Annotated in this window: 12 protein-coding genes; 11 read left to right on the top strand and 1 reads right to left on the bottom strand. The window is 61.4% G+C overall.

Annotated elements, in window-relative coordinates:
* The first annotated feature begins 61 nt into the window (after positions 1 to 61).
* The 7 genes from hslV to H0Z09_RS04080 all read left to right on the top strand — a co-directional run bounded on the left by hslV (position 62) and on the right by H0Z09_RS04080 (position 7818).
* A complete protein-coding gene (gene hslV, locus H0Z09_RS04110) occupies positions 62 to 592 on the top strand; it encodes an ATP-dependent protease subunit HslV (protein ID WP_003171209.1) in 531 nt (176 codons plus the stop codon).
* Between the two features lie 36 nt (positions 593 to 628).
* Positions 629 to 1966: an ATP-dependent protease ATPase subunit HslU gene (gene hslU, locus H0Z09_RS04105; RefSeq protein WP_076951741.1), complete on the top strand. Its 1338-nt coding sequence runs from the start codon at positions 629 to 631 to the stop codon at positions 1964 to 1966.
* Positions 1967 to 2141: 175 nt separating this feature from the next.
* Positions 2142 to 2519, top strand: coding sequence for a DUF971 domain-containing protein (locus tag H0Z09_RS04100; protein WP_076951740.1), 378 nt, complete (start codon positions 2142 to 2144; stop codon positions 2517 to 2519).
* A 250-nt stretch (positions 2520 to 2769) separates the two neighbouring features.
* Complete coding sequence (phaC, locus tag H0Z09_RS04095) at positions 2770 to 4449, top strand: class II poly(R)-hydroxyalkanoic acid synthase (protein WP_186687642.1); 1680 nt, start codon at positions 2770 to 2772, stop codon at positions 4447 to 4449.
* Positions 4450 to 4552: 103 nt separating this feature from the next.
* On the top strand, positions 4553 to 5398 hold the full coding sequence (gene phaZ, locus H0Z09_RS04090) for a poly(3-hydroxyalkanoate) depolymerase (protein WP_186687638.1): 846 nt from the start codon (positions 4553 to 4555) through the stop codon (positions 5396 to 5398).
* A gap of 89 nt (positions 5399 to 5487) precedes the next feature.
* Positions 5488 to 7170 (top strand): class II poly(R)-hydroxyalkanoic acid synthase, encoded by a 1683-nt coding sequence (phaC, locus tag H0Z09_RS04085; RefSeq protein WP_186687636.1) that lies wholly within the window; start codon positions 5488 to 5490, stop codon positions 7168 to 7170.
* Positions 7171 to 7197: 27 nt separating this feature from the next.
* Positions 7198 to 7818 (top strand): TetR/AcrR family transcriptional regulator, encoded by a 621-nt coding sequence (locus H0Z09_RS04080; protein WP_186687634.1) that lies wholly within the window; start codon positions 7198 to 7200, stop codon positions 7816 to 7818.
* A gap of 40 nt (positions 7819 to 7858) precedes the next feature.
* Here H0Z09_RS04080 and H0Z09_RS04075 read toward each other — a convergent pair whose 3' ends face one another.
* Complete coding sequence (locus tag H0Z09_RS04075) at positions 7859 to 8518, bottom strand: response regulator transcription factor (RefSeq protein WP_186687938.1); 660 nt, start codon at positions 8516 to 8518, stop codon at positions 7859 to 7861.
* Positions 8519 to 8878: 360 nt separating this feature from the next.
* Between H0Z09_RS04075 and H0Z09_RS04070 the strand changes: the two genes are divergently transcribed.
* The 4 genes from H0Z09_RS04070 to H0Z09_RS04055 all read left to right on the top strand — a co-directional run bounded on the left by H0Z09_RS04070 (position 8879) and on the right by H0Z09_RS04055 (position 13936).
* Positions 8879 to 9457, top strand: a complete 579-nt coding sequence (locus tag H0Z09_RS04070; RefSeq protein ID WP_186687632.1) for a fimbrial protein — start codon at positions 8879 to 8881, stop codon at positions 9455 to 9457.
* Between the two features lie 177 nt (positions 9458 to 9634).
* Entirely contained in the window at positions 9635 to 10399 is a 765-nt protein-coding gene (locus H0Z09_RS04065; protein WP_076951734.1) for a fimbria/pilus periplasmic chaperone, read from the top strand.
* A gap of 21 nt (positions 10400 to 10420) precedes the next feature.
* Positions 10421 to 11188 (top strand): fimbria/pilus periplasmic chaperone, encoded by a 768-nt coding sequence (locus tag H0Z09_RS04060; protein WP_186687629.1) that lies wholly within the window; start codon positions 10421 to 10423, stop codon positions 11186 to 11188.
* 135 nt (positions 11189 to 11323) lie between these two features.
* Complete coding sequence (locus H0Z09_RS04055; RefSeq protein WP_186687626.1) at positions 11324 to 13936, top strand: fimbria/pilus outer membrane usher protein; 2613 nt, start codon at positions 11324 to 11326, stop codon at positions 13934 to 13936.
* The last annotated feature ends 14 nt before the right edge of the window (positions 13937 to 13950 follow it).

Raw genomic sequence — 13950 nt, 5'->3', positions numbered from 1 at the left:
CACCACCCCCATATCAGTTTCCATCAGGGCATTTTCGCCCCGCTGCGTGGAGACTCTCCCCTTGACCACCATCGTTTCAGTACGTCGCCACGGCAAAGTTGTCATGGGCGGCGACGGCCAGGTTTCCCTGGGCAACACCGTGATGAAAGGCAACGCCAAAAAAGTGCGTCGCCTGTACCACGGCCAGGTTCTCGCGGGCTTTGCCGGCGCCACCGCCGACGCCTTCACCCTGTTCGAGCGTTTCGAAGGCCAGCTTGAGAAACATCAGGGCCATTTGGTGCGCGCCGCCGTCGAACTCGCCAAAGAATGGCGCACCGACCGCTCCCTCAGCCGCCTGGAAGCCATGTTGGCCGTCGCCAACAAAGACGCGTCCCTGATCATCACCGGCAACGGCGATGTGGTTGAGCCTGAACATGGCCTGATTGCCATGGGTTCCGGCGGTGGCTACGCCCAAGCGGCAGCCAGCGCACTGTTGAAGAAAACCGACCTGTCGGCCCGCGAAATCGTCGAGACCGCCCTGGGCATCGCCGGTGATATCTGCGTGTTCACCAACCACAACCAGACCATTGAGGAGCAGGACCTCGCCGAGTAAGCCGTAGGCTTATTCCGCTTGAGGCCGCCAAACACTATGTCCATGACTCCCCGTGAAATCGTCCATGAACTCAACCGCCATATCATCGGCCAGGACGATGCCAAGCGCGCCGTCGCCATCGCGCTGCGTAACCGCTGGCGCCGGATGCAGCTGCCCGAAGAACTGCGCGTTGAAGTAACGCCCAAGAACATTCTGATGATCGGTCCGACGGGCGTGGGTAAAACCGAGATCGCCCGGCGCCTGGCCAAACTGGCCAATGCGCCTTTCATCAAGGTTGAAGCCACCAAGTTCACCGAAGTGGGCTACGTGGGCCGCGACGTCGAGTCGATCATCCGCGACCTGGCCGACGCCGCCCTGAAAATGCTGCGCGAACAGGAAGTGACCAAGGTCAGCCACCGCGCCGAAGATGCCGCCGAAGAGCGCATCCTTGATGCCCTGCTGCCACCGGCACGCATGGGTTTCAACGAAGACGCCGCACCGGCTTCGGATTCCAACACCCGCCAGCTGTTCCGCAAGCGCCTGCGTGAAGGCCAGCTGGATGACAAGGAAATCGAGATCGAAGTCGCCGAAGTCTCCGGTATCGACATCTCCGCGCCGCCTGGCATGGAAGAAATGACCAGCCAGTTGCAGAACCTGTTCGCCAACATGGGCAAGGGCAAGAAGAAAAGCCGCAAGCTCAAGGTCAAGGATGCACTCAAACTGGTGCGCGACGAAGAAGCCGGACGCCTGGTCAACGAGGAAGAGCTCAAGGCCAAGGCCCTCGAAGCGGTCGAGCAGCACGGGATCGTGTTTATCGATGAAATCGACAAAGTGGCCAAGCGCGGCAATTCCGGCGGCGTCGATGTATCCCGCGAAGGTGTGCAGCGCGACCTGCTGCCGCTGATCGAAGGCTGCACCGTGAACACCAAGCTGGGCATGGTCAAGACCGACCACATCCTGTTTATTGCCTCCGGCGCCTTCCACCTGAGCAAGCCAAGCGACCTGGTGCCCGAGCTGCAAGGCCGCCTGCCGATCCGCGTGGAACTCAAGGCGCTGACCCCGGGTGACTTCGAACGCATTCTCAGCGAACCGCACGCTTCGCTCACCGAGCAATACCGTGAGCTGCTGAAAACCGAAGGGCTGGGGATCGAGTTCCAGGCCGATGGCATCAAGCGCCTGGCGGAAATCGCCTGGCAGGTCAACGAGAAGACCGAGAACATCGGTGCGCGTCGCCTGCACACCTTGCTTGAGCGTTTGCTTGAGGAAGTGTCCTTCAGCGCCGGCGACATGGCCGGTGCGCAGAATGGCGAAGCGATCAAGATCGACGCCGAGTACGTCAACAGCCACCTGGGCGAATTGGCGCAGAACGAAGATCTGTCGCGTTATATCCTGTAAGCCTCACTCAGGACCGCTTTGCTTTACTGTGGGAGCGGGCTTGTGTGGGAGCTGGCTTGCCTGCGATAGAATCGCCTCGGTGTCAGAGAAACACCGAGGCGCCTGTATCGCGGGCAAGCCCGGCTCCCACAGTTTAAAGCCGGTTCCTTCAGGACTATCTTCGAGCGGCTCTCCAATGTCGAAATTCCCCACTGCTGTAAACCTGCACAAAACCTCAAACACCCTCGGCCTTACCTACGCCCCCGATGAAACCTACCAATTGCCCGCCGAATTCCTGCGGGTGCACTCGCCTTCCGCCGAGGTCCAGGGCCACGGCAAACCCATCCTGCAATTCGGCAAGCTCAACGTCCGGTTGACCAAGATCGAACCGGCCGGCCAGTACGCACTGAAACTGACCTTCGACGACGGGCATGACAGCGGGCTGTTCACCTGGGATTACCTCTACCAGTTGGCCGTGCGTCAGGACGCGCTGTGGGCCGACTACCTCGCTGAACTCAAAGCGGCCGGCAAAACCCGCGATCCGAGTGAATCCGTCGTGCGGCTGATGCTCTAGCCCAGGCGTCTTGCTCTTTAGAGGGCATTTTCTAATTTCATCTGCTTGAATGCCCTGTCGCGTGACCAACGATTGGTCCGCTTGCGAAAAAAATTAAACTCGGGTAACCAATGGAGCTGGCAAGTTCCGTGCATTTGACGATGCGGTATCAACGGTCACCCGAGTCGCAGTACCTGGCGTGTGTTGTGGATCGCAATCTGGATGCATCGCCACCGCCGGTACTCGTCTTTCGGACAATGGAGCGTCGTAGATGAGTAACAAGAATAACGATGACTTGAAACGCCAGGCCTCGGAAAACACCCTGGGGCTCAACCCGATCATCGCGTTACGCAAAAAGGACTTGCTCGCCTCGGCGAAGATGGTGCTGACCCAAGCCATCAAGCAACCGTTGCACAGCGTCAAGCACGTCGCGCATTTTGGCGTGGAACTCAAGAATGTGATGTTCGGCAAGTCGCAGTTGGTACCCGAAAGCGACGACCGTCGCTTCCATGACCCTGCCTGGAGCCAGAACCCGCTCTATAAACGTTATTTGCAGACCTACCTGGCGTGGCGCAAGGAACTGCACGACTGGATCGGCGACAGCAACCTGTCCGAACAGGACATCAGCCGCGGCCATTTCGTGATCAACCTGATGACCGAAGCCATGGCCCCCACCAACAGCGCGGCCAACCCGGCGGCGGTCAAGCGCTTCTTTGAAACCGGCGGCAAAAGCCTGCTCGATGGCCTGTCCCACTTGGCCAAGGACATGGTGCACAACGGCGGCATGCCGAGCCAGGTCAACATGGGCGCCTTTGAAGTGGGCAAGAGCCTGGGCACCACCGAAGGCGCGGTGGTGTTTCGCAACGACGTGCTGGAGCTGATCCAGTACAAGCCGATTACCGAACAGGTGCACGAGCGACCGCTGTTGGTGGTGCCGCCGCAGATCAACAAATTCTATGTATTCGACCTGAGCCCGGAAAAGAGCCTGGCGCGCTTCTGCCTGCGTAATAACCAGCAAACCTTCATCGTCAGTTGGCGCAACCCGACCAAGGCCCAGCGCGAGTGGGGGCTGTCGACCTATATCGAGGCGCTCAAGGAAGCGGTGGATGTGGTCACGGCGATTACCGGCAGCAAGGACATCAACATGCTCGGCGCCTGCTCCGGTGGCATCACCTGCACCGCGCTGCTCGGTCACTATGCGGCGCTGGGGGAGAAGAAGGTCAATGCCCTGACGCTGCTGGTGAGTGTGCTGGACACCACGCTGGACACCCAGGTGGCGCTGTTCGTCGACGAGCAGACCCTGGAAGCCGCCAAGCGCCATTCCTACCAGGCCGGCGTGCTGGAAGGCCGCGACATGGCCAAGGTGTTCGCCTGGATGCGCCCCAATGACCTGATCTGGAACTATTGGGTCAATAACTATCTGCTGGGCAACGAGCCGCCCGTATTCGACATCCTGTTCTGGAACAACGACACCACGCGCCTGCCGGCGGCGTTTCACGGCGATCTGATCGAACTGTTCAAGAACAACCCGCTGGTACGCGCCAACGCCCTGGAAGTGTGTGGTACGCCGATCGACCTCAAGCAAATCACCGCCGATATTTACTCCCTGGCCGGCACCAACGATCACATCACGCCGTGGCAGTCCTGCTACAAATCGGCGCAGCTGTTCGGCGGCAAGGTTGAATTCGTATTGTCCAGCAGCGGTCACATCCAGAGCATCCTCAACCCGCCGGGCAACCCCAAGGCGCGGTACCAGACCAGCGACAGCCTGACGGCGAAACCGTTGGAATGGCAGGAAAATGCCACCAAGCACACCGATTCGTGGTGGCTGCATTGGCAAGCGTGGCAGGCGGAGCGGGCGGGCAAGTTGAAAAAAGCGCCGGTGAGTTTGGGTAATAAAACCTACGCCGCTGGCGAGGCTGCGCCGGGTACCTATGTGCATGAGCGCTAATCGGATGAATGACTGAAATGCAGTCAATGTGGGAGCTGGCTTGCCAGCTCCCACATTGACCGGGTTCCTACAGATAAATTGCGCCACTTCACAGGGCTTGAGCATGCCGCAACCGTTCATCTTTCGTACCATCGACCTGGATGGCCAGGCCATCCGCACGGCGGTGCGCCCGGGCAAGCCTCACTTGACGCCGCTGCTGATCTTCAATGGCATCGGCGCCAACCTTGAGCTGGTGTTTCCGTTCGTCCAGGCGTTGGACCCGGACCTGGAAGTGATCGCCTTCGATGTGCCCGGCGTGGGCGGTTCGTCGACGCCCAACCGGCCCTACCGTTTTCCCGGCCTGGCCAAGCTCACCGCGCGCATGCTCGATTACCTCGACTACGGCCAGGTGAACGCGGTGGGCGTGTCCTGGGGCGGGGCGCTGGCGCAGCAATTTGCCTACGACTACCCGGAGCGTTGCAAAAAATTGATCCTGGCGGCCACGGCGGCGGGTGCGGTAATGGTGCCGGGCAAACCCAAAGTGCTATGGCTGATGGCCAGCCCACGCCGTTACATCCAGCCGTCCCACGTGGTGCGCATCGCGCCGATGATCTATGGCGGCTCGTTCCGCCGCGATGCAAAACTGGCCGCCGAACACGCAAGCAAAGTGCGCTCGGCCGGCAAGCTGGGCTACTACTGGCAACTGTTCGCGGGGCTGGGCTGGACCAGCATCCACTGGCTGCACAAGATCCGCCAGCCCACCCTGGTGCTGGCGGGCGACGACGACCCGCTGATCCCGCTGATCAACATGCGCATGCTGGCCTGGCGCATCCCCAATGCCCAACTGCACATCATCGATGATGGCCACCTGTTCCTGATCACTCGGGCCGAGGCCGTGGCGCCGATCATCATGAAATTCCTGCAAGAGGAGCGCATGCGCGCGGTGATTCATCCGCGACCGGCGGTGTAAGGACCACACCGCCGCGCAACTTGCCAGGAACCGACTATGGTTCTGGATTGGCGTGCCTGTTTGATGGCTTGACGAAGGAGTGTTGGCTCATGCGAGAAAGACCCGTGACGGACCCGGCACCCACCCCTGCTGCGTTCATCAATGCGCAAAGTGCGATCACCGGGCTGCGCGGCCGCGACCTGCTGTCGACCCTGCGCAGTGTTGCTGCCCATGGCTTGCGCAACCCGCTGCATACGGCTCGTCATGCCCTGGCGTTGAGCGGTCAACTGGGCCGCGTGCTGCTCGGTGAAACCGTGCACGAACCCAACCCCAATGACAGCCGCTTCATCGACCCCACCTGGACACTCAACCCTCTGTACCGGCGCAGCTTGCAGGCCTACCTGAGCTGGCAGAAGCAGACGCGCCACTGGATCGATGACAGCGCCCTGGGCGCCGATGACCGAGCCCGTGCGCACTTCGCCTTTGCGCTGTTCAATGATGCGGTCTCGCCTTCCAACACCCTGCTCAACCCGCTGGCCATCAAGGAACTGCTCAACTCCGGCGGGCACAGCGTGGTGCGCGGTGCAAGCCACCTGTTCGAAGACTTGCTGCACAACAATGGCCTGCCGCGCCAGGTGAGCAAGCATGCGTTCGAGGTGGGCAAGACGGTCGCCACCACTCCCGGCTCGGTGGTCTTTCGCAATGAGCTGCTGGAGCTGATCCAGTACAAGCCCATGAGCGAAAAACAGTACGCCAAGCCGCTGCTGATCGTGCCGCCGCAAATCAACAAGTACTACATTTTCGACCTGAGCCCGGCCAACAGCTTTGTGCAGTACGCGTTAAAAAACGGCCTGCAGACGTTCATGGTCAGCTGGCGCAACCCGGATGTGCGCCATCGCGAATGGGGCCTCTCCACCTACGTCGCCGCGTTGGAAGAGGCGCTCAACGCATGCCGGGCGATCACCAAAGCCCGCGAGGTCAACCTGATGGGCGCCTGCGCCGGTGGCCTGACCATCGCGGCGCTGCAAGGCCACCTGCAGGCCAAGCGCCAACTGCGCCGCATCTCCAGCGCGAGCTACCTGGTGAGCCTGCTGGACAGCCAGATCGACAGCCCCGCCACACTGTTCGCCGACGAGCAGACCCTGGAGGCCGCCAAGCGCCGTTCCTATCAGCAAGGCGTGCTGGACGGCCGCGACATGGCCAAAGTGTTCGCCTGGATGCGCCCCAACGACCTGATCTGGAACTACTGGATCAACAACTACCTGCTGGGCAAGGAGCCGCCGGCCTTCGACATCCTGTACTGGAACAACGACAACACGCGCTTGCCCGCCGCGCTGCACGGCGACCTGCTGGACTTCTTCAAGCACAACCCGCTCAGCCACCCCGGTGGACTGGAAGTGTGCGGCACCCCCATCGATCTGCAGAAGGTCACCGTGGACAGCTTCAGCGTGGCCGGCATCAACGACCACATCACGCCGTGGGACGCGGTGTACCGCTCCACCCAGTTGCTGGGCGGCGAGCGGCGCTTCGTGCTGTCCAACAGCGGGCATATCCAAAGCATCCTGAACCCGCCTGGCAACCCCAAGGCCAACTACGTCGAGAACCCAAAGCTGAGCAGCGACCCGCGCGCCTGGTACTACGACGCCAACCACGTCGAAGGCAGTTGGTGGCCGCAGTGGATGACGTGGATACAACAGCGCTCGGGCGTACAACGAGAAACCCTCACCGCCCTGGGCAACCAGAATTACCCACCGATGGAAGCGGCGCCAGGCACCTATGTGCGCGTGCGTTGAGTTCAACCCTCCCCTTAAGAAGCCTGGATGAAGACCCGCGACCGTATCCTTGAATGTGCCTTGCAATTGTTCAACCAGAAGGGCGAACCCAATGTCTCGACCATGGAGGTGGCCAATGAAATGGGGATCAGCCCCGGCAACCTCTACTACCATTTTCATGGCAAGGAACCGCTGGTACTCGGTCTGTTCGAACGTTTTCAAGCTGAACTGACACCGCTGCTCGACCCACCGGCAGATGCGCAATTGAAGCCCGAGGATTACTGGCTGTTCCTGCACCTGATCGTCGAGCGTATGGCCCACTACCGCTTCCTGTTCCAGGACCTGTCGAACCTCGCAGGGCGCCTGCCGAAGCTGGCCAAGGGCATTCGCAACCTGCTCACGTCGCTCAAACGCACCCTCGCGTCATTGCTTGCCCGACTCAAGACGGCCGGGCAATTGGTCAGCGACACCCAGGCGCTTGGGCAACTGGTGGAGCAGATCACCCTGACCCTGCTGTTTTCCCTGGACTATCAGCGGGTTCTGGATCGTGAAGGCGAGGTCCGCGTGGTGGTGTATCAAATCATGATGCTGGTGGCGCCCCATTTGTTATTGCCGATACGGCAGGCCACCGAGCGATTGGCGCTGCGTTACTTGGAAGATTCCAATTAAGCTACAAACAGTGGGCATAACTCTTACAGAAACTTCGTAGTTACGCGTCGCCGAATTGTCGCCTCACCTTGAATAGTTCACTGTCATTCTTGATACCCAACTTTCGATAAGCCGATTGTTTTTGCGTACTGATCGTACTCGCGCTGCGCGAAAACTTTGCAGCGATGGAGTTGACGGTCATTCCATCCATAAAGCAGCGCAACACTTCCTGTTCCTTGGGCGTAAGACAGTCGCTCAGGCGAAACGGCGCTGAGCCCTCCACGCCGGGTCTCACATTCACCGCGCCCACCAATGAACGCCCCACCTGCAAGGCCGGCACCATACAGGGTTGCAGGTAGATCCGGCCCTCGGCGACGGTGCGGATGGCTGTTATCAATTCGGCCAGGTTCTGGATTTTGCCCACTACCCCCCAACTGCCGGCCTTCAAGGCCAGGGAAACCGTGGCCGGGGTGTAATGCGACGACACGACCACCGGCTTGCAGCGGCTGAAACGCCTGGCCAGGGTGCGGATGAGATTGAGCCCGTCGATGTCGTCGGGGCCCAGGGCGAAGTCCATCACCACCACGTCCGCCGTCCGCAGGGCAAGCGCATCGAGTAGCTCCCTGCCCGTGCCGAAGGAGCCAACCAGGTGCAGATCGGCCTCCTTGCCCAAGCCCAGTTCGATCCCTTGCCGAACCATCGCATGGTTATCCAGCAACATCACCGTGACGGTCTTGAACATTGAACTAGGCATCAAAAAAAACCCGCAAAGTTAATAGCGCAATACAAATACTTGGATTTTTTTAAAACACCGTATAGCTCACACGCCCACAGGTTTCAATGCGGGACTACAACGAAACTTACTCTTTCAGGCATTCCCTTCAGAAAACTCTTACGCATTCAACTTTGAAAAATCTTGTATTGACCTTTTGGAATTTCGAATATTTTCGAGATAAAACTCGCGACTCCTCTATGGGCAACTTTCCATTTGCGGAACACATTATGTTTCCCGTCTTTCGAGGGCGACTCGATCTCGATGATGTTGACGAGGCATATATATTACTAAGGTCTGGAAATACTTATGAAAGCCAACACTCTCTCCACCGTTGCCGCCGCGATTGCCCTGGCCGCGGCAGCTTCTCAATCGGCCCATGCCAACGATGGCGTTATCAACTTCAGCGGCCTGGTCACCGATGTGACCTGCACCGTCGAAGGCGCGGCGCCTGGCACCGGAGCCGCGGTCAAGGATGTGAACCTGGGCGGGGTCTCCGGCTCGCGCCTGGCGGCTGCCGGTCAACGCGCCAACCTCACCGGCTTCAGCATTCGCGTTGGCGGCCCGGGCCAGGGCAGCTGCACCAACGGACGCACCGCCATGGTGGCGTTCGATCCCACCAGCCCGGCCATCGACGTGGCAACCGGCCGCTTGAACATTGATGGTCATGATGATCCGTCCGACACCACCACTGCCAAGAACGTACAGGTCGAAGTCACCAACCGTGACGGCAGCCCGCTCAACGTCTACACCGAGAAATCCGAAGGCGTGGTGATCGCCGACAACCAGGCAATCATCCCGATGGCCGCGCAGATGTATGCCACCGGTGCCGCCACCGAAGGTACGGTCAACACGCGCGTGGGCTTTTTGGTCGAGTACGCCGAGTAAGGCCTGAACGCTTCGATCCCATTGTAGGAGCGGGCTTGCTCGCGATAGCGCTGTATCCGTCACCCCTCATGACCGACCCACCGCATTCGCGGGCAAGCCCGCTCCCCACACTGAAGCGATTCCAGTTCGCCCGAAAGCCGCATTTTCGATCCCATGCCTGAGAAGAGAACCCGAACGATGAAACGCATGGCCCGCCTCGCGCTTGTCGCCTGTGCGCTTGTATTCATGTCACTGCTGACGCCGCTCGCCCATGCAAGCGTCATCGTCCATGGCACACGTGTGGTCTACCCCGTCGAACAACAGGAGTTGATCGTGCGCCTGGAAAACAAAGGCGATCGCCCGGCGCTGGTGCAGGTCTGGCTGGATGCCGGCGACCGGCAATCGACACCGGCGACGGCGCGAACCCCGTTTACGCTGTCGCCACCGATCTTTCGTATCGAGCCCAACCAGCAACAGGCGGTGCGCTTGCGCTACACCGGCGAACCCGTGCCCACGGACCGCGAGAGCCTGTACTGGCTGAACGTATTGGAAGTACCGCCAAGCACGCAGGATGCGGCGCAGAAAAACCAGATCCAGCTGTCGTTCCGTACCCGCCTGCGGGTGTTCCTCAGGCCGCAGGCGCTACCGTTGCCGGCCGAACGCGCGCCCGCACAGGTGCAATGGAAGCTGGTGCCCCATGGCCAGGGGTATGCCTTGCAAGCCACCAACCCTACGCCCTATCACGTCTCGCTCGCCAGCATCGACCTGGCCAGCGATGGCCGACGCTACAGCAAAGCGGCCAACCAGACGGCCACCGATAGCCTGTTGATGCCCCACGGCGATACCAAGCTGTTTGCCCTGCCAGGGCTCAAGGCCCAGCCCAAGGGGGCGGCGCAGGTCGAGTTCACCGCCGTCAGCGATTTCGGCGCCCGCGTGCGGTATTCCGCCAGCCCAACCTTTTAAGTACGACGGATAACCCACTGCATGAACGCGTCATTGGTCTCTCGCCTTCTTCCGAAGGCCACGCTGGTACTCGTTGCCCTGCTCGCCGCCACGGCGGTACAGGCCAGCGTGGTCATCGGCAGCACTCGTATCGTTTATCTGCAAAAAGACAAGGAAGTGACGGTACGGCTCGATAGCAAAAACCAGAAACCGACATTGCTCCAGGTATGGCTGGACGACGGCAACGAACACTCTACCCCGGATGAGTCCGGGATACCGTTTGTGGCCACGCCGCCGATTTTCCGCATGGAACCGGAGCAGCAACAGATCATTCGCCTGGCCCACACCGGCGAACCGCTGCCGGCGGAGCGCGAAAGCCTGTTCTGGTTCAATCTGCTGGAAGTGCCTTCCCAGGCGCTGAACAGCGAGCAGAACAACCAACTGCAATTGGCGTTCCGCTCGCGGATCAAGCTGTTCTACCGCCCGGCAACACTGCCCTACGACGTCGAAGAAGCCCCCGCCAAACTGCAGTGGAAATACCTTGCGACCGAGCAGGGCCAAGCGCTGGAAGTCTTCAACCCGACGCCCTACCACGTGAGCTTCGACACGATTGAACTGGTCACCGGCGGCCAACGCCATCCGCGCGAAACCAGCGCATCGGGTGACAGCAATATGGTGGTCCCCGGTGGTCGCAGCCGCTTCGTCCTGCCAGGGTTGAAGTCGGCACCGGCCAGCGCCATGACCGTCGAGTTCCAGACCCTCGATGACTATGGCGTGCGGGTTTCCCACACGGCGGATATTCCACGATGACCTCCCAGCCTTAGGCACCGGCCCGGCGACATCACCGCCGCCGGCCCTGAAACACGTCCTGCGATTGCCCCCTCGACCGGGGCAGGGACTCGCCATGCCGACTTTTGGGCAGCACCTCTTTTGGAAACGGTAACCATGCGTTCGAACACGCCTGCCAGCGCAATCAACTGGCCCTTGTCACGCCATCGACTCAAGCTGACCGCCCGCAGCCTGGTACTGCTCGGCAGCACGCATGCGATGCTCACACACGGCGTCGAGTATGTGGCTTTCAACCCGGCCTTCTTCCCCCAGGGCAAGGCGGGCTTGCAGGTCGACATCACCAAATTCAACCAGGGCAACGTCGTGTTGCCCGGCAGCTACCGCGCCGACGTGTACCTCAATGGCCAATGGTTCGGCCGTGAAAACCTGATCTTCAACGCCGTTGAAGGGCAGAACTCCGCGCAGTTGTGCCTGGGGCGCGACACCTTGCTCGCCTTCGGCGTGGACCTGGACGCTGTCGCCGAACACCATGGCGCGACAGGGCAGGCAGCCGCGCCGGCATTCCCGGTGTGCGGCGATATCGGCGCCTTCATTCCAGGCGCCAGCGTCAGCTTCGACCCGACCGACAACAAGCTGCGATTGCAGATACCGCAGCTGTACCTGGCGCGCCAGGCGCGTGGCTACGTGAGCCCGCAACAATGGGACAGCGGCATCAACGCCGGTTTTGCGCGCTACAACTTCAACACCTTTGCCACCAAGACCGCGGGGCGCTCGCTCAACTCCACCTACCTGGGCTTGAACACCGGTCTGAACCTCGGCGACTGGCATTTTCGGCACAACGGCAGCTTCAGCCAGTCCGACGGTTCTTCCGGCTACCAGAGCAGCGCCACCTACCTGCAACGCGAGTTGACCGGCCTGCAATCGCAACTGATGCTCGGCGAGATCTACACCCCCGGCGAATTGTTCGACAGCGTGCGCATCAATGGCATCAGCGTGTTCAGCGATGACCGCATGCTGCCCGACTCCATGACCGGGTTTGCCCCGGTGGTGCGCGGCGTCGCCGAAACCAACGCGCGGGTCAGCGTACGCCAGCGCGGCATCCTGCTCGATGAAGTCAGCGTCGCGCCCGGCCCGTTCATGCTTGACGACCTGTACCCCACCGGATTCGGCGGCGACCTCAACGTCACCGTCACCGAAGCCGATGGGCGCGTACGCGAGTTCATCGTGCCCTTTGCCGCCAACGCCAACTTGCTGCGCCCGGACGCGCGCCGCTATTCGCTGAGTGTCGGCCAACTGGATGAAATTGGCGTGCGGCACGCGCCAACCCTGGCGCAGGCCACGTACCAGCGCGGCTTGAGCAACCTGTTGACCGGCTATACCGGCACGGTGGTCGGCGAGGATTACTTCTCCCAGCTCATCGGCGCGGCGTTCAACACGCCGCTGGGCGCCCTGTCGCTGGACGTGACCAACTCCGACGCCCGGGTGCCCGGCCACGCTTCGCGCAATGGCCAAAGCGTGCAACTGCGCTACAGCAAAAACTTCACCGAAACCGGCACGCATTTCGCGCTGGGCGCCTACCGCTACTCCACCGAAGGCTTCCTCAACGTGCGCGATGCGGCGCGCGTGCGTGGCCTGGCCATGGACGGGCTCAACGTCGACAGCGTCTCGCGCCTGCGCGACCGCATGGACGTCAGTCTCAACCAGAGCGTGGGCACGGGCTCCTTCTACCTGACCGGTTCCTCGCAGCAATACTGGAACCGCCAGAGCCGCAACCTGACGTTCTCCACCGGCTACAGCAATACCTGGAAAGGACTGCACTACACCGTCAGCGCCCAGCGCACCCGCGACCTGCTGAGTGACCGGGTGGACAAACAGATCGACTTTACCTTGAGCCTGCCGCTGGGCAGCGGGTCGCGCAAACCGACCCTCTCCACCTCGGTGTATCGCGGCGACCGCAGCAGCGGTGAACGCGCCAGCCTGGGCGGCAGCCTCGGCGAGCTCAACGAGGTCAGCTACGGCCTGAGCGCCACGCGCACTTCAGGCAGCGGCAACGCGGCCAGCGCCGACATCAAATACCAGACCAGCCAGGGCGTGCTCTCAGCCGGCGTTGGCCGCAGCTCCGATTACCGTTCGCTGTCGCTGGGCTTGACCGGCGGCATCGTCGCACACGCCGGCGGCCTGACGCTGGCACCGGAGCTGGGCGACACCATCGGCATCGTGCAGGCCGCAGGCGCAGCCGGCGCGCGGGTCAATGGCAACCACAGTTCGCAGGTGGGCAAGAACGGCTACGCCGTGGTGCCGCACCTGACGCCGTACCGCAAGAACATGGTCGAGCTGGACCCCAAGGATCTGTCCGTGGACGTGGAACTCAAAACCGCTGCGCAAAACGTCGCGCCCCGTGCAGGCTCGGTGGTGATGCTGGAGTTCGAGAGCGTCAGCGGCCAGGCCATGTTGATCACGGCTTTGCGCGAAGACGGCAGCCCGCTGCCGTTCGGCGCCGAAGTGATGGATGCAAGCGGCGCCATCGTTGGCATGGTCGGTCAGAGCGGCAAAGCTTTTGTGCGGGTGCCTCGCGACGAAAACCTGTTGATCGTCAAGTGGGGCGCCAATGCCGCCAGCACGTGCCAGTTGCGCTACCAGCTTAACCCCGCGCCTGGCGTGGAAAGCCATGATCGCCTGCGTCACTTGGATGCCGGTACGTGCGCGGCCAACACCAGCCTGGTTGCGCAGGACCGCCCCGACGCGGGCCCGCGTGACAAATACCTTTAATTGCAACGCCACAA

Source organism: Pseudomonas sp. SWRI18 (assembly GCF_014268345.1).
Taxonomy (GTDB): domain Bacteria; phylum Pseudomonadota; class Gammaproteobacteria; order Pseudomonadales; family Pseudomonadaceae; genus Aquipseudomonas; species Aquipseudomonas cedrina.
Note: the sequence above shows the minus strand (reverse complement) of the source record. Positions and strands in the feature narration are given on the sequence as shown.